Source organism: Streptomyces niger (assembly GCF_000718305.1).
GTDB lineage: Bacteria > Actinomycetota > Actinomycetes > Streptomycetales > Streptomycetaceae > Streptomyces > Streptomyces niger.
This window is the reverse complement of the sequence record NZ_JOFQ01000001.1, coordinates 699,115-723,961: the sequence shown is the minus strand read 5'-3', so window position 1 is coordinate 723,961 and position 24,847 is coordinate 699,115. Positions and strand designations below refer to the sequence as shown.

18 protein-coding genes and 1 pseudogene are annotated in these 24,847 nt (G+C 72.8%); 9 read left to right on the top strand and 10 right to left on the bottom strand.

From position 1 onward, the window contains the following. Window positions 1-24: 24 nt before the first annotated feature. Window positions 25-1,386 carry an NAD(P)/FAD-dependent oxidoreductase gene (locus IF20_RS03255; protein WP_052863328.1) on the bottom strand — a complete coding sequence of 454 codons (1,362 nt, stop codon included), beginning with the start codon at window positions 1,384-1,386 and terminating at the stop codon, window positions 25-27. A gap of 740 nt (window positions 1,387-2,126) precedes the next feature. On the opposite strand from IF20_RS03255, the gene IF20_RS03250 reads away from it, so the two are divergent. After that, entirely contained in the window at window positions 2,127-2,513 is a 387-nt protein-coding gene (locus tag IF20_RS03250; RefSeq protein ID WP_052863327.1) for an STAS domain-containing protein, read from the top strand. A gap of 64 nt (window positions 2,514-2,577) precedes the next feature. Here IF20_RS03250 and IF20_RS03245 read toward each other — a convergent pair whose 3' ends face one another. Continuing rightward, window positions 2,578-3,441 (bottom strand): serine/threonine protein kinase, encoded by an 864-nt coding sequence (locus IF20_RS03245; protein WP_052863513.1) that lies wholly within the window; start codon window positions 3,439-3,441, stop codon window positions 2,578-2,580. 150 nt (window positions 3,442-3,591) lie between these two features. Between IF20_RS03245 and IF20_RS03240 the strand changes: the two genes are divergently transcribed. Continuing rightward, entirely contained in the window at window positions 3,592-5,751 is a 2,160-nt protein-coding gene (locus IF20_RS03240; RefSeq protein ID WP_234426463.1) for a SpoIIE family protein phosphatase, read from the top strand. A gap of 70 nt (window positions 5,752-5,821) precedes the next feature. Here the strand turns inward: IF20_RS03240 and IF20_RS03235 are convergent, their stop codons facing one another. After that, on the bottom strand, window positions 5,822-6,412 hold the full coding sequence (locus tag IF20_RS03235; protein WP_110943737.1) for a flavin reductase family protein: 591 nt from the start codon (window positions 6,410-6,412) through the stop codon (window positions 5,822-5,824). A gap of 224 nt (window positions 6,413-6,636) precedes the next feature. Then, window positions 6,637-7,296 (bottom strand): GntR family transcriptional regulator, encoded by a 660-nt coding sequence (locus tag IF20_RS03230; RefSeq protein WP_052863325.1) that lies wholly within the window; start codon window positions 7,294-7,296, stop codon window positions 6,637-6,639. A 95-nt stretch (window positions 7,297-7,391) separates the two neighbouring features. On the opposite strand from IF20_RS03230, the pseudogene glyA reads away from it, so the two are divergent. From glyA to IF20_RS03200, 6 genes and pseudogenes are all read left to right on the top strand, one after another. Beyond that, a pseudogene (gene glyA, locus IF20_RS03225) lies at window positions 7,392-8,689 on the top strand (serine hydroxymethyltransferase). After that, window positions 8,686-9,906, top strand: coding sequence for a sarcosine oxidase subunit beta family protein (locus IF20_RS03220; RefSeq protein ID WP_052863324.1), 1,221 nt, complete (start codon window positions 8,686-8,688; stop codon window positions 9,904-9,906). Before glyA ends, IF20_RS03220 begins: the two are co-directional and overlap by 4 nt. Window positions 9,907-9,918: 12 nt before the next feature. After that, window positions 9,919-10,215: a sarcosine oxidase subunit delta gene (locus tag IF20_RS03215; RefSeq protein WP_052863323.1), complete on the top strand. Its 297-nt coding sequence runs from the start codon at window positions 9,919-9,921 to the stop codon at window positions 10,213-10,215. Next, window positions 10,212-13,106 (top strand): sarcosine oxidase subunit alpha family protein, encoded by a 2,895-nt coding sequence (locus IF20_RS03210; RefSeq protein WP_052863322.1) that lies wholly within the window; start codon window positions 10,212-10,214, stop codon window positions 13,104-13,106. Before IF20_RS03215 ends, IF20_RS03210 begins: the two co-directional genes overlap by 4 nt. Then, window positions 13,099-13,728, top strand: coding sequence for a sarcosine oxidase subunit gamma (locus IF20_RS03205; protein WP_052863321.1), 630 nt, complete (start codon window positions 13,099-13,101; stop codon window positions 13,726-13,728). The genes IF20_RS03210 and IF20_RS03205 overlap by 8 nt, the downstream gene beginning before the upstream one ends. Before the next feature lie 170 nt (window positions 13,729-13,898). Beyond that, complete coding sequence (locus tag IF20_RS03200) at window positions 13,899-15,074, top strand: glycoside hydrolase family 6 protein (RefSeq protein ID WP_110943736.1); 1,176 nt, start codon at window positions 13,899-13,901, stop codon at window positions 15,072-15,074. Here IF20_RS03200 and glxA read toward each other — a convergent pair. Together glxA and IF20_RS03190 are read right to left on the bottom strand one after the other, a co-directional pair. Then, window positions 15,022-16,950, bottom strand: a complete 1,929-nt coding sequence (gene glxA / locus IF20_RS03195; protein WP_052863320.1) for a radical copper oxidase GlxA — start codon at window positions 16,948-16,950, stop codon at window positions 15,022-15,024. The genes IF20_RS03200 and glxA overlap by 53 nt on opposite strands. A 67-nt stretch (window positions 16,951-17,017) precedes the next feature. Then, window positions 17,018-19,378: a glycosyltransferase family 2 protein gene (locus tag IF20_RS03190; protein ID WP_199896458.1), complete on the bottom strand. Its 2,361-nt coding sequence runs from the start codon at window positions 19,376-19,378 to the stop codon at window positions 17,018-17,020. A gap of 307 nt (window positions 19,379-19,685) precedes the next feature. On the opposite strand from IF20_RS03190, the gene IF20_RS03185 reads away from it, so the two are divergent. Continuing rightward, complete coding sequence (locus IF20_RS03185) at window positions 19,686-19,979, top strand: chaplin (protein ID WP_407702433.1); 294 nt, start codon at window positions 19,686-19,688, stop codon at window positions 19,977-19,979. A gap of 138 nt (window positions 19,980-20,117) precedes the next feature. Here the strand turns inward: IF20_RS03185 and IF20_RS03180 are convergent, their stop codons facing one another. The 4 genes from IF20_RS03180 to IF20_RS03165 are packed head-to-tail and all read right to left on the bottom strand — an operon-like array spanning window position 20,118 to window position 24,845. Continuing rightward, entirely contained in the window at window positions 20,118-21,158 is a 1,041-nt protein-coding gene (locus tag IF20_RS03180; RefSeq protein WP_052863318.1) for a 2-hydroxyacid dehydrogenase, read from the bottom strand. A gap of 29 nt (window positions 21,159-21,187) precedes the next feature. Next, window positions 21,188-21,814: a histidine phosphatase family protein gene (locus IF20_RS03175; protein WP_052863317.1), complete on the bottom strand. Its 627-nt coding sequence runs from the start codon at window positions 21,812-21,814 to the stop codon at window positions 21,188-21,190. Next, window positions 21,811-23,319 (bottom strand): FGGY-family carbohydrate kinase, encoded by a 1,509-nt coding sequence (locus IF20_RS03170; RefSeq protein WP_052863316.1) that lies wholly within the window; start codon window positions 23,317-23,319, stop codon window positions 21,811-21,813. The genes IF20_RS03175 and IF20_RS03170 overlap by 4 nt, the downstream gene beginning before the upstream one ends. Continuing rightward, window positions 23,319-24,845, bottom strand: coding sequence for an FGGY-family carbohydrate kinase (locus IF20_RS03165; protein ID WP_052863315.1), 1,527 nt, complete (start codon window positions 24,843-24,845; stop codon window positions 23,319-23,321). Before IF20_RS03165 ends, IF20_RS03170 begins: the two co-directional genes overlap by 1 nt. Window positions 24,846-24,847: the final 2 nt, after the last annotated feature.

Here is a 24,847-nt window from a genome sequence, read left to right as displayed (position 1 = left end):
GGCCGCTGTGGGTATGCCCGGCCGTCAGCCGTTCCGGCGACCGCCGCCGCTCTGCGCCCGTACGTCGTCCGGCGAGATGTAGACGTCCGTGCGCTCGAAGTCGCGCAGCGTCGCATCCCGCCCCGACTGGAACCCGGTCCGCACGAAGTCGTCGCCGGCCGTGGCGTTGAGCAGCCAGTTCGCGACGGTACGGAACCGCGCGGTGCCGGTCCGCAGGGCCATCAGGTGGTAGCCGCGGGCCACCACCTGCGCGGGCAGGCCGACCAGTTCCTTGCCCAGCGGCCGGGACACCGCGTCGGCGCCGCCGAGATCGACCACCAGCCCCAGGTCCTTGTGCTTGTACGGCGTGCACAGCTGCCCGCGGAGCGAGCCGATGATGTTCTTCGCGGCGTGCTTGCCCTGCCGCTGCGCGTGCTGCGCCGTGGGCGGGCAGACCGCGCCGCCCTCCTTGGTGATGTCCGGCACGGCGGCCGCGTCACCGCAGGCCCAGACGCCGGGCATACGCGGCACGGACAGGTCCGAGTGCACCGCCAGCCGGCCCTTCACGGTCTCCGCGCCGAGCGTGCCGATCAGCGGGCTCGCGGCCACCCCGGCGGTCCAGATGAGGGTGTGGCAGGGCAGCACCCGGTCGTCCGTCAGGGTCACGGTGTCCCCGGTCACCGACTTCACGGACACCCCGAGCGACACCTCCATCCCCCGCTTCCGCACCAGCTCCATCGCCTTGGTGCCGAGCCGTTCGCCCAGCTCGGGCATGAGCCGCGGCGCGATGTCGATCAGATGCCACTTGATCTCGTCCGGATTGATGCGGCCCGCGTACCGCTCGGCCGCCGCGCTGGTCAGCCGCTGCAGGTACGCCGCCGTCTCGGTGCCCGCGTACCCCCCACCGACCACGACGAACTGCAGCCGGGCCGCCTTCTCGGCCGGGTCGGCGCAGCACGCGGCGATGTCGAGCTGCGCGATGACGTGGTCGCGGATGTACGCGGCCTCGGCGAGCGTCTTCATGCCGAGCGCGTGCTCGGTCAGGCCCGGGATGTCGAAGGTCCGGGTGACGGAGCCGGGGGTGAGGACGAGGTGGTCGTACGACAGGTTGATGGTCTCGCCGGTGATCTGGCGGACCGTGCAGACCTTGTTCGCGCTGTCCACGCCGATCACACCGCCCGGTACGAGCCGGGTCCGGCGCAGGATGCGGCGCAGTGACGGGGCGATCGACTGGGGGGTGACCACACCGGCCGCGAGGTGCGGCAGGAGGGGCAGATAGAGCTGGTAGTTGGTGGGGGAGACCAGCGTCAGCTCGGCCTCGCGGGCCTCCAGGCCGTGTTCGAGGGCGCGGGCGCATTCCACGCCGGCAAAACCGCCGCCCACGATCAGCACTCTGGGTCGTTCCATCACGGTCCTCGCAATATCGGCAGCAGGGGCCCGGTGGCGACGCCACCCCTGGACACGCTGGCACGCACCCTTCCGGCCCGCCATCGGGCCGGGGCCGCGGTCGTGCGACCGGGTGAGTACCGGCGTCCCAGGTGCGCCGGGTGCCCCGCGAGGACGCCGATAATCACCCGAGTGGTGGCGATCACCGCCACGGTGGTGCGGGGGCGGGCCGCAAGAGGGGGGGCAGCGGTGCCCGCGGCGCGGCCGCTGGTGAGCGCCGGCGTATCGAAGTGCGCCGAAGACCTGTCAGGACCTTCTTCTCACGGACCCGTCGCAGGCGGCAGGCCGGTGCCCGGCGACGGGGAGCGCCGAACGGGGAAGGCGGGGGCATCGGCGCATGTCCGTGCGGGTCGGCGCTCCCCGCCCGTCCGGACGCATCACGGCACGCGGGCCTTCCGTCCGTGCACACGCGGAGAGGAGCCAGCGCGGGGGGTGGCGAGGAGTGGCGTAAGAGGGCCAACAACTTTCCGGTACAACCAAGTTGTTGACTCAGGCCAGCAGAGCCGGGTACACCGTATTCACACGTAACGGACCGGCCGATGACCCGGACCCTGCCGACGGCCGGCACGGCGCGGATCCCCGAACGTCGACGGTGGTCGTTGCTGACCTTTCTCCGCGGGTGTCCCCCACCTCCGCAAGCCTCCATCGCCGGTGTACGGCGCGATCGCGCGTCTCGGCCGAACAGTGAAGTGGGGACGGGGATGGCCGAAGAGAGGCGGTCCTTCGGGGGCCGTGAACGGGCCGTGGGCACCACCACGGTCATCGAACTCTGTGGGGAACTGGACATTCTGGCGAAGGTCAACCTGGCCGACCGGATGGACCTGCTGACCAGCGCGGGCCGACCCGACCTGGTCGTGGACCTGCGGCGGGTGACGTTCGTGGACTGCAGCGGACTGTCGCTGCTGTGCCGGGCGCGGCTGCGGATCCTGGCGCGCGAGGGACGGCTGCGGCTCATCTCGGACGACGACAGCGCCTGTGTCGTCCGCGTGCTGCGCCTGACCGGCCTGCTCGACTCCTTCGAGGTCCATCCCGATCTGCTCTCCGCGCTCGACCCGTTGGGTTCCACGTCCGACGACGCCATCGCCTGACCGGGCGCCGCCGCGGTGCGCGCATCCCTCCTCGATGCATTAATGCACCGTGCTGCTCGGTAGATTAATGCATCAACTCGCCCCGGCCAAGGGGTGCATGAGGGTCGATCACCGGCCCGTCACACGCCTGCCGCCACTCCCCGACGAACTGCCGCACACTCGCGTGGCGGTGCGGCGGATCGGCGCACGTGGCTCGGGTTATCACGGCGCGCTGCCGCGGCGTGCCGCGCCAGGCCCGCTCCTCGTCGCCCGCGTCCAGCAGCAGCCGCGCCGTACGCCCGAGGGTGAACACCGTCGTCCGGGCGTCGATGATCGCGCCGCGCACCCACTCCTCGGGCGCCATGAACCGCCGCGAGCCCGGCAGTCGGTCCTCCTGCACGACGAACGGCCCGCGGCGGTACTCGTCCAGATCGATGAGGTGCGGGGTGTGCGTGGCGAAGTCGTACAGCACCGCACCGTCGTAGAAGTCCACCGCGACATGCCCGGCCCGCTCCACCGCGAGGTGCGCCTCCAGGATCAGGTCCAGCGCCGCCAGCACCCGGGCCACGGGCAGCGCGCGGAACCGCGCCAGCGCGCCGCCCGGTCGCTGTCCGGGGCCGGCCGCCGGCGCCCGGTGGTACAGCGACTCGCCGTCCCGCCAGGGCAGCACGACCGCCGACCGCTCGCCCACCCGTAACCGGTGCACCTGCGGGACGATCACGGGGTGCTGCACCGCCTGATGGAACGCCCAGCCGCGGTCCAGCGACCGCTGCGCCGCGTCCGTCAGGGCCTCCTTCACGGCCCAGCGTGCGCCGTCCGGCAGCCGTACGCCGTACGTGCGACACCCCGAGTCGTGGGCAGGGCCCGCCGCGAACAGCTCGCCGATCCGGGCGAGGAACGGTTCCAGCGCGGGCACCTCGTACGTTCCGAGCAGCGGATGGTCGGTCATGCCGAGCATCCTGCCAGCGCCTCCGGCACGGCCGGGGCCGTCGCCGCCGGGGCCGGCGATTTCCGGCCGGTGTACGGTCCGGCCCACCCATTCACGCACTCTTTTCAGCGGAAACATGCCCTATTGAGTAGATAATGAGAGGCAGGCGACGTGGAAGTGGGCGCGATGGTGACCGAGCAGCCGCACGGCACGGACGGCACGGACGGCACGGGGGACCGGAAACCCCTGGTCATCCCGGCGCTGGACGTGTTCGACCCGGCGCCGGTCGCGGTGGCCGTCTTCCGCGGGCCCGGCCACGTCCTCACGTACACCAACGCCGTCTACCGGCAGCTCTTCGGCGACCGGCCGCTCGGCGTGCCCGCGCGCGAGGTCATGTCCGACCTGGAACCGCAGGAGGCCTTCACCCTTCTGGACGAGGTGTACCGGACGGGGAAGCCGGTCCAGATCGGCCCGGACCGGCCGGTCCGCATCGAGGACGCGCAAGGGGACGTGCGCGACCGGTGGTTCAGCCTCAGCCTCTCCCGGGCCGCGCCCGAGGGGCGGGTGGGCACACCGGACGACGTGGGCGTGCTGCTGGTGGCCATGGAGGTCACCGGCGAGGTGACCGCACGGGAGCGGGCCCGCATGCTGTCGGAAAAACGGCTCCGCGCCCTCATGCGGTACCAGAGCCTGGTCACGGCCGGCGCCCAGAAGGTGTGGGTCACCGACCGGAACGGCGGGCTCGTGGAAGGCAGCCCCGGCTGGGAGACGGTCACGGGCATGGCCTGGGACCGGCTCCGCGGCCGCGGCTGGCTGGACGCCGCGCACCCCGACGACCGGCCGGAGCTCGCCGTGGCGTGGGGGCGCGCGGTGCGGGAGGTGCCGGAGCTGTTCCAGCACCGGTTTCGGCTGCGGCACCGGGACGGCTGCTACCGCCACTGCGAGCTGCGCGCGGTCCCGATCCGGGAGGACGGCCGGGTCGTGGAGTGGGTCGGCGCCTGTGCCGACGTCGAGGACCAGTGGGTCGCCGACCGCCGCAAGGCGCTGCTGGCGCGGGCCTCCGCCGCGGTGACGGAGTCGGCCCACGCCGACCGGGCCTTCGCGGCGGTCGGCCGGGTGATCGTGCCGGAGCTGGCCGACGCCTGCGGCGTGTACCTCTTCCCCGAGAGCGAGCCGGGCGCCGAGCGGGAGGCGGGGATCATCCACCGGATCTCCTCCACCATCCGGGACGGGCTGCCCCCGGCCGTGGCCCCGCTGCGCCCCGAACGGGTGACGCCCGGCTCGGCCTTCGACCAGGCGATCCGCGAGCGCCGCCCGGTCCACCGCAGGCTCGCCCCCGGCCCCGTGCAGCCCGACAAGGTGCCGCCGGGCGTCGCGCCGTGGGCGGAGGCGGCGGAGGTGCACGACGTGGTGATGTTCCCCGTCACCATCGCCGGCAGCGTCCACGCGGTGGTCGCCGTCTACGCGTGCCGTCCGCGGCAGTCGTTCGGCCGCGACGAGCTGGGCCTCGTCCGGGCCGTCCTGGACCAGTCCCTGCCGGTCTTCAGCAACACCCTGGAGCTCCGGCACACCCAGCGCATCGCCCTCGCACTGCAGCGGAGCCTGCTCACCGACCCGCCGCTGGTCGACGGGCTGGAGATCGTCGCCCGCTACCTGCCCAGCTCGATGGCGGACGAGGTCGGCGGCGACTGGTACGACTCCTTCGTACTCCCCGACGGCGCGACCACCCTGATCATCGGCGATGTCGCGGGCCACGACCTGACCGCCGCCGTCGCCATGAGCAAGATGCGGAACATGCTGCGCAGCCTCGTCGTGGACCGGCAGGAGCCGCCCGGTGACATCCTGCGCCGGCTGGACGTGAGCACCCAGATCCTCGGCACCGAAGAGGGCACGGCGACCTGCGTGTACGCCCGGATCGAGGGTCCGGCGGGCGGCCCCTGGCAGCTGCACTTCAGCGTCGCGGGGCACCCGCCGCCGCTGCTGGTCACGGCCGAGGGCGAGGCCCGGTACCTGGACGCCGCCCAGGACATCATGCTCGGCGGGCTCGCCCCGGACCAGGAACGGGCGAGCACCATCGAACCGCTGCCGCCGCGCAGCACCGTCCTCCTCTACACCGACGGCCTGGTCGAACGGCCCGACGAGGACATCGATGTGGGCCTGGAACGGCTGCGCCGGCAGGCGGCCCGGCTCGCTGGCGAGCCGCTGGACGACTTCTGCCGGACCCTGGTCTCGGGGCCGGCCGCGGACAGCAGCGACGACATCGCCGTGATCGCCGCCCGGATGCCGGGACCCGGAGGACAGGAACCGGAGGGCTCGGCGACGGTGTGCTGAGCCGGGCCGAGGTGCGAGTCCGCCGGGTGAGGGCGCGAGCGAGCCGGTTGGTGCCGCACGCCGGCCTTTCTCACGCAGGCCGGGACTGCGGCCAGTTGGGCGGTGCGGGAGCGGCCGCGGTTCTGACGAACTGGCCGCGGAGGTAGAGCAGCGGGCGGGCCTCGCGTCCCGGTTCCAGTGCGAGCACCCGCCCGATCACCACGTCGTGGTCCCCGGCGACGTACACGTCGGCGATCTCGGCGTGCACGCGCAGCAGCGCCCCGGGCAGCGACGGCGTGCCCCAGCGCGACAGCTCCCAGCACAGCCCCTCGTACTTCCGTCCCGTCCGCGATCCGAAGCGCGCGCTCAGCTCCGCCTGGTCCTCGGCCAGCACGTTGACCGCGAACCGGCCGGCGACCCTGATCCGTGGCCAGCTGCGGCCCCGGTGGTCGGCGCAGAAGAGCACCAGCGGGGGAGCGAGGGAGACCGAGGCGAAGGACTGGCACGTGAAGCCGACCGGCTCCGCGGCGTCCAGGCCGGTCACCACGGTCACCCCGGTCGCGAAGGCGCCCAGGGCCCGCATCTGTCGCGGTGTCGGGGGAGCGGCGAGGGGCGGCGGCTCCGCCTGGGGCAGGGTCGTGCCGGGTGGGGCCGTCGTCGTGGGCTGGGCTGTCGTCGTCATCAGGGTCACCTCGACTGGTCCGGCGCGGGGCCGGTGCGCCGCGCTGTGGCTCGACGGTGGACCGTCGCCGCCGGGCCCCGCCGCGCCGCAGGCCACTGCCGCGCGGTGCTGTCGAGTTCCCCCGGTCCCCTTCGGTATACGGTCCCAAAGTCGCCCGGCCCCGGGGAAACCAAGGTCAGAACATCACGGACCGCAATGGAACCTGCGTTCGTTCCGGAGGTGGGTCAGAGAGCTTCGCGGATCGCGCGCTCGAAGCCCTCGACATGGCTGCGGGCCAGCTCGGCGGCCTTGTCGGCGTCGCCGGCCGTGATGGTGCGCAGCAGGGGGCCGTGCTCGCCGACGTGGCCCGCCATGCCGGGCAGTCGGTCGACGAAGAGGCACCACACGCGGGTGGCGAGGTTGTCGTACCGCACGAGGGTGTCTTCCAGGTACGGGTTGTGCGTGGCGGCGTAGATCGCGCGGTGCACGGCCAGGTCCAGGCGCATCAGATCGTCCGGGCTGCGACCCTGCTCGCTCGCGCTCTCCAGCCGGCGCTGGAGGTCGGTCAGCCGGTCGCGGTCGCCGGCGGTGGCGCGCCGGGCCGCCTGGGAGGCGGCCATCGGCTCCAGTTGCCGGCGGACTTCGGAGAGGTGCGCGAGGTCGGTGATGTTGACCTCGGTGGCGAAGGTGCCGCGGCGGGGGAACGTCGCGATCAGCCGCTCGTACTGGAGGCGCTTGAGCGCTTCGCGGATCGGGGTGCGGCCGAAGCCGAGGGACTGGGAGAGCTGTTCCTCGTTGATCGGGGCGCCGGGTCTGATGTCCAGCAGGACCAGTCGGTCCCGGATCGCGCGGTAGGCCTGCTCGGCGAGCGACAGCTCCTCCGCTGGGGGCTGGGGACCATTCATCTGGGCACCTCTTGACCTGTTCTCCGGGCTCACATACCTTACCGCACAGTCTGATATATCAGTCGGGCTTCAAGCGGATTCTAGGAGCGCCGCAGATGGCAGCGAAACCTTCGAACGCCCTCAACTCCCCGCTCGGCACGCTGGACCCCGAGGTCGCGGCCGCTGTCGATGCCGAACTCCACCGCCAGCAGTCCACCCTCGAAATGATCGCGTCGGAGAACTTCGCGCCGCTCGCCGTCATGGAGGCCCAGGGCTCGGTCCTCACCAACAAGTACGCCGAGGGCTACCCCGGCCGCCGCTACTACGGCGGCTGCGAGCACGTCGACGTCGTCGAGCAGCTGGCCGTCGACCGCGTCAAGGAACTGTTCGGTGCCGAATACGCCAACGTGCAGCCGCACTCCGGCGCGCAGGCCAACGCCGCGGCCATGTTCGCGCTGCTCAAGCCGGGCGACACCATCCTGGGCCTGGATCTCGCGCACGGTGGCCACCTCACCCACGGCATGCGCCTGAACTTCTCCGGCAAGCTCTACAACGTCGTCCCGTACCAGGTCAGCAAGGACGACCTGCGCATCGACATGGCGGAGGTCGCGAAGCTCGCCCGCGAGCACCGGCCGAAGCTGATCGTCGCGGGCTGGTCCGCGTACCCGCGTCAGCTGGACTTCGCCGCCTTCCGCCGGATCGCGGACGAGGTCGGCGCGTACCTCATGGTCGACATGGCGCACTTCGCCGGCCTGGTCGCCGCCGGGCTGCACCCCAGCCCCGTGCCGTACGCCGATGTCACCACCACGACCACCCACAAGACGCTCGGTGGCCCGCGCGGCGGCGTGATCCTCGCCAAGGCGGAGCTCGCCAAGAAGATCAACTCGGCGGTCTTCCCCGGTCAGCAGGGCGGCCCGCTGGAGCATGTGATCGCGGCGAAGGCGGTGGCGTTCAAGGTCGCGGCGAGCGAGGAGTTCGCGGAGCGGCAGCGGCGGACGCTGGAGGGCGCCCGCATCCTGGCCGGGCGGCTGCTCGCCGACGACGTCGCCGAGACCGGCGTCTCCGTCCTCACCGGCGGCACCAAGGTCCACCTCGTCCTGGTCGACCTGCGCAACTCCGAACTCGACGGGCAGCAGGCCGAGGACCGGCTGCACCGCATCGGCATCACCGTCAACCGCAACGCCGTCCCCTTCGACCCCCGCCCGCCGATGGTCTCCTCCGCCTGCGCATCGGCACCCCGGCGCTGGCCACCCGCGGCTTCGGCACCGCGGAGTTCCGCGAGGTCGCCGACGTCATCGCGCAGACGCTGATGGCCGAGCCCGACGAGGCGCGCGCCGCCACGCTGCGCGGCCGCGTCACGGCGCTCGCGGAGAAGTTCCCCCTGTACCCGGGCCCGAACGGAGCCACCGCATGAGCACGAAGCCGTTGCCCGAGCACCCCGAGCATCTCTGGCGCAACCCCGAACCCCGGTCCTCCTACGACGTGGTGATCGTCGGTGGCGGTGGCCACGGCCTCGCCACGGCCTACTACCTCGCCACCGTCCACGGCATCACCGACGTCGCGGTCCTGGAGAAGGGTTGGCTCGCGGGCGGCAACATGGCCCGCAACACCACCATCATCCGGTCCAACTACCTCTGGGACGAGAGCGCGGCGATCTACGAACACGCGCTCAAGCTGTGGGAGGGCCTGCCGGCCGAGCTGGACTACGACTTCCTCTTCAGCCAGCGCGGCGTCCTCAACCTCGCGCACACCCTCCAGGACGTCCGGGAGAGCGTCCGGCGGGTCGGCGCGAACAGGCTCAACGGCGTGGACGCGGAGTGGCTCGGCCCCGAGGAGGTCGCCGAGGTCTGCCCGATCCTCAACGTCTCCGCCGACACCCGCTACCCCGTACTCGGCGCCACGTACCAGCCGCGGGCCGGCATCGCCAAGCACGACCACGTGGCCTGGGCGCTGGCCCGCCGCGCCGACGAACTCGGCGTCGACATCATCCAGCACTGCGAGGTCACCGGCTTCGTGAAGGACGGCGACCGGGTCGTCGGCGTGGAGACCGACCGCGGCCGCATCAACGCGGGCCGGGTCGGACTCGCCGCCGCCGGCCACAGCAGCGTCCTCGCCGAGAAGGCCGGCTTCCGCCTCCCCGTGCAGTCCCACCCGCTCCAGGCCCTCGTCTCCGAGCTCCACGAACCGGTCCATCCGACCGTCGTGATGTCCAACCACGTGCACGTCTACGTCTCCCAGGCGCACAAGGGCGAGCTGGTGATGGGCGCCGGCGTCGACTCCTACAACGGCTACGGGCAGCGCGGCGCCTTCCACGTCATCGAGCAGCAGATGGCCGCGGCGGTCGAGCTCTTCCCGATCTTCGCCCGCGCGCACGTGCTGCGCACCTGGGGCGGCATCGTCGACGTCACCCCCGACGCCTCGCCGATCATCTCCGCCACGCCGGTGGCGAACATGTACGTCAACTGCGGCTGGGGGACCGGCGGCTTCAAGGCCACCCCGGCCGCCGGCTGGACCTTCGCGCACACCATCGCGACCGGCGAGGCACACCCCCTCAACGCACCCTTCGCCCTGGACCGCTTCGTTTCGGGCGCCCTGATCGACGAACACGGCGCCGCCGCCGTGGCCCACTGAGAGGACGGCACCGTGCTCCTGCTGAACTGCCCATGGTGCGGGCCCCGCGACGAGACCGAGTTCCACTACGGGGGCCAGGCCCATCTCCCGTACCCCGAGTCCCCCGCCGACCTCGACGACCCGCAGTGGGCCGAGTACGTCTTCTACCGCGAGAATCCCAAGGGTCCCTTCGCCGAGCGGTGGTCGCACGCCACCGGCTGCCGCCGCTGGTTCAACGCCGTCCGCGACACCGCCACCTACCAGGTGCTGGCCACCTACCGGCTCGACGAGCAGCGCCCCGACGCCCTGTCCGAGGGAGGGAACCGATGACCGAGCAGCACTGCCGCCTTCCCCACGGGGGTCGCGTCGACCGCGCCACCACGCTCCGCTTCACCGTCGACGGCCGCGAACTGACCGGCCACCCGGGCGACACCGTCGCCTCCGCGCTGCTGGCCTCCGGCGCCGTGGAGGTGGCGCCCTCGATCTACCGCGGCCGACCGCGGGGCATCACCGCAGCCGGCGTCGAGGAACCCAACGCGCTCCTCCAGCTCGCCGGGGACTGCTCCGAGGGCATGCTCCCGGCCACCACCGTCGAGCTCCACGACGGCCTCTCCGCCACCACGCTCTCCGGCCTGGGCCGCCTCGACCCGACGCCCGACACGGCCGTCTACGACAAGAAGTACGTGCACACCGACGTACTGGTCATCGGTGCGGGCCCGGCCGGGCTCGCGGCCGCCGCCACCGCCTCGGCCACCGGCGCCCGGGTGCTCCTCGTCGACGAACAGCCCGAGCCCGGCGGTGCGTTGCTCTCCGGGCGCCGCGAGACGGTCGACGGCCGCGACGCCCGGGCCTGGGTGCGCGAGACCCGGGCCGCACTGGACGCGGCCCCCGAGACGACGGTGCTCACCCGCACCACCGCCTTCGGCTCCTACGACGACAACTACGTGCTCGCCGTGCAGCGGCGCACCGACCACCTCGGCAGCGAAGCGCCCGCGGGCGTCTCGCGGCAGCGGCTGTGGCACATCAGGGGGGCACGTGTCGTGCTGGCCACCGGCGCCCACGAACGACCGCTGGTCTTCGCCGACAACGACCGGCCCGGCATCATGCTCGCCTCCGCGGTCCGCAGCTACCTCAACCGGTACGCCGTGGCGCCCGGCCGCCGCGTCGTCGTCGCCACCACCAACGACAGCGCCTACGAGACGGCCGCCGACCTCTGCGCGGCCGGCGTCGAGGTCGCCGCCGTCGTCGACACCCGTACCGAACTCTCCGACCGGGCCGGCGACTTCGCCACCGGGACCGGGGTGGAGGTGCTGACCGGCGGTGTGGTCACCGGCACCGCGGGGGACCCGCGGCTGACCGGCGTCACCGTGCGCGCGCTGGAGGAGGACGGCCGGGTGAGCGGCCCGGCCCGGTCCCTCGACTGCGACCTGCTCGCGGTCTCCGGCGGCTGGACCCCGGTGGTCCATCTGCACAGTCAGCGGCAGGGCAAGCTGCGCTGGGACGAGGACGTGGCCGGGTTCGTTCCTGTGGAAGCCGTACGCGGGCAGCACCTCGCGGGCGCGGTGTGCGGCACATACGGCCCGGCGGACTGCGCCGCGGCCGGGGCCCGGGCCGGCGCGCTGGCCGCGGCGGAAGCGGGGTACGCGACCGTCGTCCCCGACGCGCGGACGCCGGAGCCGCCCGCGCCGGTACGACCGGTCTGGCTGGTCCCCGGCGAGGGCGACGACCCCGGCGCCTGGGACACCCACTTCGTGGACCTCCAGCGGGACGTCACCGTCGCCGACGTGCGACGCTCCACCGGTGCCGGGATGCGCGGCGCCGAGCACGTCAAGCGGTACACCTCGCTCGGTACCGCCAACGACCAGGGCAAGACCTCCGGCGTCAACGCCATCGGCGTCATCGGCGAGCTGCTGAAGGAGGCCGGCTCGCCGGCGTGCTCGCCGGGCGACATCGGCACCACCACCTACCGCGCGCCCTACACGCCCGTCGCCTTCGCCGCCCTGGCCGGGCGCGAGCGCGGTGAGCTGTTCGACCCGGTGCGCCGGACCTCGGTGCACGACTGGCACGTCGAGCAGGGCGCGGAGTTCGAGGACGTCGGGCAGTGGAAGCGGCCGTGGTACTACCCGCAGGCCGGCGAGGACATGGACGCCGCCGTGCAGCGGGAGTGCCGGGCCGCCCGCGAGGGCGTCGCCGTCATGGACGCCTCCACCCTCGGCAAGATCGAGATATGGGGCGCCGACGCGGGGGAGTTCCTCAACCGCATCTACACCAACGGCTTCAAGAAGCTGAAGCCCGGGTTCGCGCGTTACGGCGTGATGTGCAAGCCGGACGGCATGATCTTCGACGACGGCGTGACCCTGCGGGTCGCCGAGGACCGCTACTTCATGACCACCACGACCGGCAACGCCGCCGCCGTCCTGGACTGGCTGGAGGAGTGGCTCCAGACCGAGTGGCCGGAGCTGGACGTCAAGTGCACCTCGGTCACCGAGCAGTGGACCACCGTCGCCGTCGTCGGCCCCAAGTCCCGTGACGTCCTCGCTCAGGTGGCGCCCGACCTGGACGTCTCCAACGACGCCTTCCCCTTCATGACCTTCCGCGAGACCACGCTCGCCTCGGGGGTGCCGGCGCGGGTCTGCCGGATCTCCTTCTCCGGCGAGCTGGCCTTCGAGATCAACGTCTCGTCCTGGTACGGCAGGGCGGTCTGGGACGAGGTGTACGAGGCGGGCCGCCCGTACGGCATCACCCCGTACGGCACCGAGGCCATGCACGTGCTCCGGGCCGAGAAGGGCTTCATCATCGTCGGCCAGGACACCGACGGCACGGTCACCCCGCAGGACGCCGGGATGGCCTGGGTGGTCTCCAAGCTGAAGGACTTCGTCGGCAAACGCTCCTTCTCGCGGCCCGACACCGCGCGCGCCGACCGCAAGCACCTGATCGGCCTGCTGCCCACCGACCGCACCACCCGCCTCCCCGAAGGCACCCAGATCATCGACCAGGGCGTCCCCGTGACGCCGGAGGACGGCCCGGTGCCGATGCTCGGGCACGTGACCTCCGCCTACTACAGCCCGGCGCTCGGCCGCCCGTTCGGCCTGGCGCTGGTCAAGAGCGGCCGCGACCGGATCGGTGACACCCTGCTCGCCGTCGTCGGCGACGACCTCGTACCCGTCGAGGTCACCGGACCCGTCCTCTACGACCCCGAAGGGACCAAGCGCGATGGCTGAGCCGACCCTCACCGACACCGCCGCCGGACCCGCGGCGCTCCGCCGCAGCCCGCTCGCCCACTTCGCCGACCGGCTTCGGGACGCCACCGTCACCGGGCCGCGCGGGGTCGCCGTCAGCGAGTGGCCGTACGCCACGATGGTGAGCCTGCGCGTCGACCCGGAATCGTTCGCCGCCGCCCGCGTCGAGAAGTGCCTCGGCGCCGCGCTGCCCGCGCGCTGCGGGGAGACGGCGCCGGCCGGACCGCGCACCACCTTGTGGCTCGGTCCCGATGAGTGGCTGGTGGTCGCGCCGCCCGGCGCGGCCCCGCTCACCGCCGAACTGCAGGAGGCGCTGGCCGGCGAGCCCGGCTCGGCCGTCGACGTCTCCGGCAACCGCACCGTCCTCGAACTGCGCGGCCCGGCGGCCCGGGACGTGCTGGACAAGGGGTGTCCGCTCGACCTCCACCCGCGGGTCTTCGCCCCGGGCCGGGCGGTCGGCACCCAGCTCGGCTCCGTCCCCGTCATCCTCTGGCGGACGGCCGAGGACACCTACCGGCTGCTGCCGCGCGCCTCGTTCGCCGACCACCTGGCGCGTTGGCTGATCGACGCGATGTCCGAGTACGCGCTACCCGAGGTGCCCTGACGGCGTGCCACCCTTTCGCGGCTCGGCGCAGCCGGGCGGTAAATAACACGAACGACGGTCATTCCATGACACTCTGAAAGGGTATGACATGGAATGACCGTTTCGTTGTGTGGCGCGCCGTACGGAGCGCACCGCGAAGGAAAGGACGCCGATGACTGGGCAGGCCGCTGATGAGCAGGCGAAATAACCGGGTGGGCGTGGCCCTGGGCGTGCTGCCGCTGCTCGGGATGTTGACCGCCGCATGCTGGGCCGCGGCACCCGAGGGCGAGCCGACCGGCTTCTGGGTCGACCCCGACACCGCGGGCGCCCGCAAGGCACGGGTGCTCGCCGAGCGGGGACGCGAGGCGGAGGCGAGCCTGCTGCGCCGGATCGCCGACCGGCCCGTGGCCGTCTGGCTGACCGAGGAGAACCCCACGCCCCGCGTCGCACGCATCACCGAAGAGGCGGCGGGCGACGGCCAGGTCCCGATCTTCGTCGCCTACAACATCCCGCAGCGCGACTGCGGCCACTACTCGGCCGGCGGCGCCGGCAGCGACAGCGCCTACCGCCGGTGGGTCGCCCGGCTGGCCCAAGGACTGGGCAACCGCAAGGCGGTCGTCGTACTGGAGCCGGACGCGGTGCCGCACACCGTCGCCGGCTGCCGGAACCGCGCCCGCGCCGACCGCCTGGCGCTGCTGGACGAGGCGGTCCGCACCCTCAAGGCGCGCCCGGGGGCCTCGGTCTACGTGGACGCGGGCAACGCCTCCTGGATCAAGGACATCGACGCGCTCGCCCGGTACCTGTCGTCCGCGGGCGTCAAACGCGCCGACGGCTTCGCGCTCAACGTCTCCAACTTCCAGACCACCGAGGTCAGCGAGGAGTACGGCGACAAGCTCTCCCGGGCGCTCGGCGGCGCCCACTACGTGATCGACACCAGCCGCAACGGCAACGGCCCGCCCCCGGACGGCCAGGGTCAGGGGAGCGACACGGAGAGCTGGTGCAACCCGCCGGATCGCGCGCTCGGCACACCCCCCACCACCCACACCGGGCACCCGCTCGTGGACGCCTACCTGTGGGTCAAGCGGCCCGGCGAGTCCGACGGCACCTGCCGCGGCGGGCCGCCGGCCGGCCAGTGGTGGACCGACTACGCGCTCCAGCTCGTCCGCGGTTCGCTGGAGCCCCCGCAGGCGCCGGAGCCGCCGCGCCGGCCGGACCCGGAGTCCCCACAACAGCCGTCCCCCGAGCCGCCGCAACGGCCCGAACCGCAGCAGGCCGGCGCCGCCTCCGCCTTCCCGGCGCCGGCCGCGGACCCCGTCACTTCACATGCACCCACGTCGCCTGCGACGGCGTCCCCCGCGAGTCCGTGAGGAAGAGCATGTACCAGCCCCGGGGCACCAGTGAGTGACTGCCGGGCACCTTCACCGACAGCTTTCCGCCGCGCCGCGTGAAGTCCAGCGCGATGGACCGCTGTTCCACGTCGGTGACGTGGGTGACGGCGCTCGGGCGCATCAGCCGGGCGGTCTTCACCTTCTTGACGCCGGCCACGGTGAAGCGGGTGGTCCCGCCCCGCTCCAGCTCGACCGGGCCGTGCGCCGCCGCGGGGCGCGACCGCTCGTACAGGTAGGGCGGCGTGTAGACCTCGATGCGCTTCTCGAACTCCCCGTCCCGGCTGTTCGCGCGGTCCGAGAACAGCGGGTCCGAACCGAACACCGCGATCCGGCCGTCCGGCAGCAGCAGCGCCTCGGAGTGGTAGTTGCGCCCGACGGCCGGGTCCGCGACCCGGGTGAAGGCCCGCGTGCGCGGGTCGAAGATCTGCGCCTTGTGGTTGTCGCTGGCGCCCTTGCCCCGGTAATCGCGGGACCCGCCGCTGGTGAACACCTTGTCGTCGGGGGTGAGCACCGCGTTCAGGTAGCGGGTGCCCTCCGAGAGCGGGGGCCCGGCGTGGTACCGCGGGTGCTTCTCGGTCAGGTCCACCAGCGCGGTACGCCCGGTGGACCGTGGGGACTCGCCCACCCCGCCCCCGCCGAGGAGCATGACCTGCTGCTTCTGCGCGGGCGGCAGCAGCACGGAGGCGGAGGTCTCGGTGCGGTCGGCCTCCGACAGGCCGGGCACCGGGGTGAAGGTGTTCTTCCCGACGTTCCAGATGCCGGGCACGCGGCCCTTCTCGGCCGGACCGTAACCGGCGTTGGAGCCGGAGTAGAAGAGCTTGCCGTCGCCGGTCAGGAACAGCGCGGGATAGGTCGGGAAATAGCGGTGCGGCCCCGCGGACCAGGTGCGGGTCTTCGGGTCGTAGATCTCGTTCTTGCCCGGGATGATCTCGCCCATGTCGTCCAGCCCGGAGACCGCCAGGACCTTGCCGCTCTTGAGCGTCACCAGGGTCGGGTACCAGCGGGCCTCGCTCATCGGGTCGACGTGCAGGTACCGCTCGGCGACCGGGTCGAACTCGTACGCGTCCCTGAGCCCCTGGAAGTCCTTCTTGTCCAGGCCGAGCTTGGCCGCCAGACCGTAGTGGTTACGGGCGTCCGCGCCCTTGAGGCCCTTGATGTCGTACTGCGCGGCCGTGTTCGTCACCCCGGCCTTGCCGTGCCGCACCGCCTCGACGTACACCCGTGCCTGGCTCGCGGTGACGCCCGTCCTCCCGCTCCCGTCGGCGGCCGGCTGCTTCTTGGCGCGCGGCACCACCACGGGGAACTGCGCGCGGTATTCCACCCCCTTCGGGCTGCGGAAGACGGTGCCCTTGCGCAGCGTCCTCGGCTCGTCGGGGTCCTCGTTCTTGACGACCATCAGGCCGCCGGCCCGGGTGACGTCGCCCTTGAGCTTCTCGTACCGCCGGGTGCCGCCCGCGACCAGCAGCTTGCCGTCCGGCAACTGGGCGTGGCCGGCGCAGAACATGTCCTTCGGCGTGTCGATCTCCTTGAAGGTGTTCCTCACCGGGTCCCACAGGACGCTCTGGAACGTACCCGCGTCGAAGTTCTTCTGGTCGTTGCCGGAACCGGCGATCATCAGCACCTTGCCGGTGTGCAGCAGCGCGGCGTGGATGGAGTTGATCCGGAAGCGCTCGGGGACGTTCACCACGTCCCAGTGGCCGTACCGCGCCTTGTAGGACGGCTGATTGATCTTGTACTCGTGGTACTTGTGCGAGGCGTACCCGATGACCGCGGGCGCGTTCATCGCACCGACCGCACTCAGCGCGACGGCGCCGACCGCCACCTTGCGGGTGCGGGGGCTGGGCCTGAATCTCACGTGGAGGCCTCCTGAGGGTGAGGCGGTCCCGCAGGACCAGAGAGAAGGGACAGGGGCTGCCCGGACGTCAGGACGGCGCGGGCACGTCGGCCCCGTCGATGCCGGGCGGGCCGCCTCCGGTGTCGGGGCTGCGCAGGAACTCCTCCACCGCCCACCGGCTCGACGCGACCTTCACCAGGTCCGTCAGGCGCGCGGCCGACGGCCCGTAACAGACGTAGTAGGCGGTGCCCTCCGGGTCGCCGCCGGTCCGCCGGGCCAGCACCCAGCGCCCGAACCCCTCGTGCGGGGCCGGGCGGATCACGACCCGCGCCCAGACGTACTCGTCCGCCGCCCGCGGGGCGGTCCGGCCCCGTACGTACTTCCACGCCTGCACGGGGAGGGAGGTGACCAGGGCGTCCACGCGTGTGTCGGCACCGTCGGCGGTGTGCACCCTGTCCTCGGCCCGGAGCGCGAGGACGTACGGGACCCGGGACTCCTCCAGCCAGTCGCGGAGCGGCCGGTCCCGCCCGTACGCCGCGTCGGCGGTCACCCAGGAGAACGGTGCCTGTGTGTCGAGGGCGTGCCGCACCAACTCCCGGAACCGCTCCAGCTCACCCACCACGGCCGGGACCGGCGCCGGCGTCGCCGCCACCGCGTTCTCGGCGCGGTGGCGTTCGTGGGGAAGGGACGCGCGCCAGACCACCAGCGGGGCGAGGGCGAGCACCAGCGCGATGGCTGCCCAGGTTCGCATGGCCACATGGGTGTGGCCGAGGAAGACCGAGGCGAGCAGCGTCACGGCGAACAGCCCGGCCCACGCCAGGTGGGTGGTGAAGGTGCGCAGCCGGTCGGGGTGGGCGGTGGCCCCCTTGGAGGTGACGACGAAGCCGGCCTTCCGCCGCAGTACCGCTCCCGTCAGCGAGCGCGCGTACAGCGGCGCGGACATCGCGGACATCGCCATGCCCGCGATGCCCGAGGACCCCTGCGGCTCGTGCGGGCTGACGTTGTGCCGCCGGTTCCACATGTAGAGCCCGATCTGCAGGGCCGCGGCATCGCTGTACAGCATCATCCACATCTGCGACTCGACCTGGATGCCGGAGGCGCCCAGACAGAGGAACAGCGCACAGGACAGGCCGCCGATGATCCAGTTGATCCCGGCGACGGGGTAGTACGCCATCATCAGCCCGTAATTGAGCACCTGGCCGGGGGAGAGGTGGGCGACAGCACGCCAGAACTGCCGGATGACCGATTCGTGGGTGCCGCGGCTCCATCGCAGCTGCTGGTTGAAGAAGTCGGTCCAGGTGGCCGGCCCCTCGCCCACCGCCAGCACATCGGGGGTGTAGACCGAACGCCAGGGACGGCCGGTCCGGGGGTTGCGCCGGCGGTGGATCTCCAGCCCGGTGGCCATGTCCTCGGTGATGGAGTCGTAGAAGCCGCCGGCCTGTTTCAGGGCGCTGATCCGTACGCAGTTGTTGGTGCCGACGAACATCGGTGAGCCGTACGCGTTACCGGCCCGCTGAATCAGCGCATGGAACAGGAATTGCTGGCTCTCGGAGGCTCGGGCGACCGTGCTCTCGTAGTTCCCGTAGACCTGCGGGCCGACGACGAAAGCCACGTCCGGGTCCCGGAAAAAGCCCATCATGCGTTCCAGGTACGCGGGCAGCGGCACGTGGTCCGTGTCCACGTCGGCCATGAATTCATAGTCGTCGCCGTGCGCTTCGAGCCAGGCATTGTAATTGCCGTGCTTGGTTCTCGCGCGGTACGGGCCCGCCGGCTGGTTCCATTTCTCCACCCCTTTGCGGGAGAAGTGCCGGACGCCCAGTTCCTCGCACATCCGCCGCACTTCGGGAACGTTTCCCTCGTCCAGCAGCCACACGTCCAGCGGCCCGTCGTGCCGCAGCGCGGTGGCGCCGGTCAGCGTCGCCCGGACCATTTCCAGGGGCTCCTTGCCGGGCACGAAAGTGGTCAGGAACGCCACCCGGGTACCGGGCGCGGCCCTGACCGGCACCGGGTCCCTGGCGACGAGCGTGGCGTGGGCGATGGAGACCACGTTCAGGACGCGGAAGGTCTCCAGCAGTCCGATGGAGACGAGCATGACCGTGTCGGCGAAGACCTCCCAGCCCGCCGCGTACTCCCGGTGCACCCAGTGCTGCGGCCGCAGCAGCCAGATGAGCAGCGCCAGCGAGGCCAGCGGCGCACAGGCCAGCAGCAGGGCGGAGAGCACCCGGTGGGTACTGCTGCTCAGCAGGGAGCGGTACTGCACCCGGTATGGCTCGGCGCCGGCGTCCGGCACGGTCAACGGGCCTGCCAGCCGGCTGAACTTCTCGTAGTCGTAACGGGGGACGGACGGCGCCTCGTCCGCCGGGCGGCGGACTTCGGTTTCCGTGCCGTCCTCCCTTCGTGCTGTACGGCTGTCGACCGCGACCGACGGGTGGCCACCGTGCTGATCCATGGCAGTTTTCCGGGAGAACGGCACGCTACCCCTCATTACGTATGTCGCTCATGGGTCGAACGGGTCAGTAAAACGCTAAGCTAACAAAGCTTCTGTATGACCGTCGGCTGTCGGCGCCGTGGGCACGCCCGAATGGCGGGGGAGCCGCCGAATGGAAAGCCGGGCCCGACATGCTGTGCGGCCGAACAGGTGAAAAACTGTTTTCCGCGCAACTTTCGACGCGGCTGGCCCGATCAAGAGGGAGAAGGGAAGCGGCAGTGCGGCCGCTTCCCACTCTTTTACGGAAAGGCCAGTTGTCATGTCACGAATGGCGAAGCTCACTGCTTTTGCGGCTCTTGCGACCACCGCGGTGTTCGGCGGGGCGTCGGTCGCCGCCGCGCACGACAGCGGCAGCGGCAGCGGGGGCGCGTCGGCCTCCGCGGCTGCCGTGGGCTCCCCGGGCGTGCTGTCGGGCAATGTGCTCCAGGTTCCGGTCAGCGTCCCGATCAACGCCTGCGGCAACACCGTCGACGTGATCGGCGCCCTGAACCCGGCCTTCGGCAACAGCTGCGTGGGCGACGCCGCCCAGCAGCAGGACCACCACCACCACGGCAACCACTGAGGCAGCGGTGGTGTGACGCCCCTCCTGCCCGGTGCTCCCAGCCCGGCACCGGACGAGGAAAAGCCGCCCCACGGCCGGGTACCGGCCGGGGGCGGCACGGCCTCCCGCTCCTGAGACCAGGCGCGGCGGGCCCGGTGTTCAGCGGCGCTCCAGCACCTCCGGGTTGGCGCAGTGGGCCAGGGCCTCGCCACGGACGAAGCGGCCCACCTCGGCGCCCACGATCCGGGCGGCCTTGTGGGCGACGCCCTGGCTGCCGCCCGCGATGTGCGGGGTGAGGACGACGCCCGGCGCGGTGAGCAGGGGCGAGCCGGCGGGGACCGGCTCCTCGGGGAAGACGTCGAAGCCGGCGGCGGACAGCCGGCCGGAGGCGAGCGCGTCGCACGCGGCGTCGTAGTCGAGCAGCGCCCCGCGGGCGCAGTTGACCAGTACGGCCCCTTCAGGCATCAGGTCGAGCTGGCTCCGGCCGATCATGCCGGTGGTCTCCTCGGTCACCCGGGCGTGCAGCGAGACGATGCGCGAACGGCTCAACAGCTCCTCCAGCGACACCTGCTCGGCGATGCCCGCCAGCCGCTCGGGATCGGCGTACGGGTCGTGGACCAGGACCGTCGCGCCGAGCGCGAGCAACACCTTGGCGACCCGGCTGCCGACGGCACCGAAGCCGACCAGACCGACGGTCGCGCCCTCGATCTCGATGCCGCAGTCGGCGTAGTCGAAGTAGTCACCGCGCCAGACCCCGCGCCGCAGATCGGTGTGGACGTCGCCGAGGCCGCGCGCCGCGGCGAGGATCAGCGCGAGGGTGTGCTCGGCGGTGGCCACGGCGTTGCGGCCGGGGGCGTAGCAGACCGCGACGCCGTGCCGGGTGGCCGCTTCGAGGTTGGCGTTGACCGGGCCGCCCCGGCTGGCGCAGAACAGCTCCAGATCCGGGCAGTGGGCGAGGATGCGCTCGGTGAGCGGGGCCAGTTGGGTGACGCACACCCGGGCCCCTTGAAGTGCCTCGATCATCTCGTCCTCGGTCCCGGAGGCCTCCTGGACCTCGGCGACCGGGCCGAAGGGGGTGTGCGGCCAGGGCAGCAGCAGCTCGCGGACCTCGGCGGCGCCGCCGGTCGCGGCGTCGACCTGCTCGGTGAGCAGGCGGGGCAGGACGAAGTGGTCGCCGGCGGCGAGGACGGTGGTGGACATGCGTGGTCTCTCCGTGGGTGCGGTGCGGGTCAGTGGGTGCCGGCGGGGGACACGGCACAGGGCGCGTTCAGGCGCAGCAGGGACGCCTGCCCGCGGTGGAGGCGCAGCTCGGTGAGGGCGCCGTTCTCCAGGGCCGGGAAGACCCTGCGGTAGGTGCCGAGGGGGATGCCCAGCTCGTGGCAGAGCAGCAGGCGGACCAGGGTGGAGTGGGCGACGACCAGGACCCGGCCGTCCGGGAGCTCCTCGGCCAGGCCGGCGAGGCAGGCCGCGGCCCGCGCGGCGGCGGCCTGCGGGTCCTCGCCGCCGGGAAGGTGGTGGGTGACGGGGTCGGCGAGGAACGCGTCCAGCCGCTCCGGGAACGCCTCCCGCATCTCGGTCCGGGTCAGCCCGTCACCGCGCCCGAAGTCGACCTCCACCAGGCGCTCCTCGATCCGCGGTACGAGACCCAGGGCGCGCGCCGCCGGCTCCGCGGTGAGCCGGGCCCGGGACAGCGGCGAGCAGACCACCGCGTCGATCCGGGCCCCGGCGGCCCACGCGGCCAGCTCGGCGGCCTGCGCGTGGCCCCGCTCGGTGAGGGCGACGTCGGTGCGCCCGGCGTAGCGGTTCTCCGCGTGCCAGACGGTCTCGCCGTGGCGTACCAGAAGGAAGTCGGTCACTGCTGGGCCTTTCTGACGGCGTGCTCGGCCACGTCGGGAGCCAGCAGGCCGCGGTGGTTCAGGGCGTCCACGAACGCCAGGTAGGCGGGGCGGAAGCGGGCGGTGCGCGCGGGGTCGGGCCGGAGCTCGGCACGTACCCGGACCATCGCGGCGGCTGCTTCGGTGAGCGGGGTGCCGTCGGCGGTGGCGGCGAGCACCGCCATGCCGAGGGCGCCCTCGGCGTGCTCGGGCAGCGTGACGGTGCGGCCGAGCACGTCGGCACGGAGTTGGTTCCAGTACGCGTTGCGGGTGCCGCCGCCGGTGAGGGTCAGCGGGCCGTCGACCGGGGCGCCGAGGTGGTCGAGGTAGTCGAAGCAGAGCCGTTCGAGGCAGGCCGTACCGAGCAGGTGGGCGTGGAAGTACTCCGTCTCGTCCGCCGGGTCGCCCAGCACGAACGGCCTCGCATCGGGCGCCCGGAAGGGGAAGCGCTCGCCGCCGGAACCGGCCAGCGGGTACGCGACCGCGTCGTGTGCCGCACCCGTCGCCGACCGGCCGTACCGGGCGGCCCGTTCGGTCAGCTCCGCCAGGTCGGCGCCGGGGAACTCGCGGGTCAGCGCGCCCGCGCCGCTGCTGGACGCGGCGCCGGGCAGCCAGGTGTCGCCGGGGCCGCGGTGGCAATAGACCAGGCCGCCGGGGTCGCGGACCAGGCGTGGGCTGACGCCCTTGAGCACGAGCGTCGTACCGAGGACGGAGTTCCACGCACCGGGGGCCAGCGCACCGGCCCCGATCTGCGCGGCACAGCCGTCCGTCATGCCCGCGACGATCTCCACGCCCTCGGGGATGCCGGTGGCCCGCGCCGCGGCGGCGCACACCGTACCGAGCACGGTCCCCGGGCGCACCACCTCCGGGAGCAGGGAGCCGGGCACGCCGAGCGCGGCCAGCTCCTTCTCCGGCCAGTGCTCCTCGATGAGGTGGTAGCCGGTCTTCAGCGCGTGGCTGGCGTCGCTCGCCACCTGACGGCCGGCCAGCCGCCAGGTCACCAGGTCCACCTGGTGCAGCAGCCGGGCCCCCGGCGCCGTGGCGGCCGCGGAGTGCTCCAGCAGCCACACCGACTTCGGCAGCGCCCACGAGGGCTGCATGGTGCGGTAGCCCAGCTCCTCCCAGACCGCGGCGCCCGCCTCGTTGACCCGTACGGCCTGCGCGGCGGCGCGCCCGTCGTCGTACATCAGGCCCGGGGTGAGCGGGGTGCCGTCCGCGCCGGCCAGCAGGATCGTGCCGGACGTGCCGTCCAGGGCCAGGGCCGTCACCCGCGCCGGATCGATGTCCGCGAGGGCCTCGCGGCAGGCCGCGGCGAGCGCGTGCCACCACTCCTCGGGGTCCTGCTCGTGGCGCTCGCCGGTCCGGCTGCTGTGCAGCGGCCGGGAGGCGGCGGCCAGCAGCCGGCCGGCGGCGTCCACCGCGACGGCGCGGGCGCTCTGGGTGCCCAGGTCGAGGCCGAGCCGAACGGGATCGGCGGGGCGGGGCATCAGATCTCCTCCTTCGGTGCGTGCAGTGGTGAGGCCTTCGGTGCGTGCGGCTGCCAGCCCGCTTCGCGGGCCAGCGCGCGCCAGGACAGGAAGGCGGCGTACCGCTCGGTGTAGAGCGCGGTGCGCTCGGGGGCGGGCTCCCAGGCCGGGCCCAGGTGGACGTAGGTGTCGGCGGCCCGGTGCATGCTGGACTCGGCGCCGGTGAGGACGAGGCCGGTGAGGAAGGCGCCCTTCGCGCCCAGTTCGGTGTCGGTGGAGCGGGTCGTCGGCACGCCCGTGACGTCCGCGATCAGGCCGCACCACGCGTCGCTGCGGGCCCCGCCGCCGCACAGCCGCAGCTCGCTGACGTCCGTGCGGGAGGCGGTGAGCGCGTCGCGCAGGGTGAGCGAGAGCCCTTCCAACACCCCGCGGGCGAGGTCGGCCCGGGAGTGTTCCAGGCTCAGCCCCCAGAAGGTGCCGCGGGCGCGCGGGTCCAGGAACGGCGCCCGTTCGCCGGCGGGGGAGAGGTACGGCAGGAAGGCCAGGCCGTGGGCGCCGGGTGCGGAGCGGAACGCCTCGGCGCACAGCTCCTCCGCACCGGTGAGGCCGAGCACCCCGGCGGTCCAGTTCAGGACCTCGGTGCCGGAGAGGGTGGGGAAGGCGCGCAGGACGCGTTCCCGGCCGCGGTAGGCGATGTTGATGCCGCTCGGCTCGCCGGCGGTGTCGACGGCGGTGCGGACCACCTCGGCGCAGAGCGTCGTGCCGAGGACGGCGCACGCCTGACCGGGGTTGACCACGCCGATGCCGCGCGCGGTCGCGGCGATGTCGTACGGGGCCATGACGACCGGCAGCCCGGCGGCGACGCCCAGTTCGGCGGCGGCAGCAGACGTGATCTCGGCGATGCGGCGCTCGTCGCCGACCACGTCGGGCAGCAGCCGTTCCGCCGCGCGGAGTCCGAAGAGGTCGATGACCTCCTGGTCGTAGGTGCCGGTGGCGTGGTCGAGGAAGGGCGCCGAGGCGTCCGACTCGTCGATCACCCGCTCCCCGGTGAGCCGCAGGAACAGCCAGCCGGCGGCGGTGAGGGCGGTGGTCGAGCGGGCCAGGCGTGCGGGGTCGTGCTCCGCGAGCCAGGTGAGGATCGCGTTGGGCAGGCCCGCGAAGGTGAGCGAGCCGTTGCGGCGGAAGGCGTCCGCCAGCACCCCGGCGCGCTGCCATTCGGTGACCGTGTCGGCGGCCCGCCCGTCGGACCACAGGACGGCGGGTCCTGTGGGCCGGCCGGCCTCGTCCACGAGCCAGCAGCCGTCACCCTGCGCGGTGAAGGTGACCAGCCACACCGGTGCCGCGCCCCGGTCCCGCACCGCGTCGAGCGCCTCGCGCACGGTGTGCACCACCGCGTCCCACACGGCGTCCATGTCCTGTTCGGCCCACCCGGGGTGCGGGCGGTCGACCGTGGTGGCGTGCCGGGCGACGGCCACCTCGTGGCCCTCGGCGTCGTAGACCACGGACTTGATCAGCGAGGTGCCGACGTCGATGGAGAGTACGGACACGG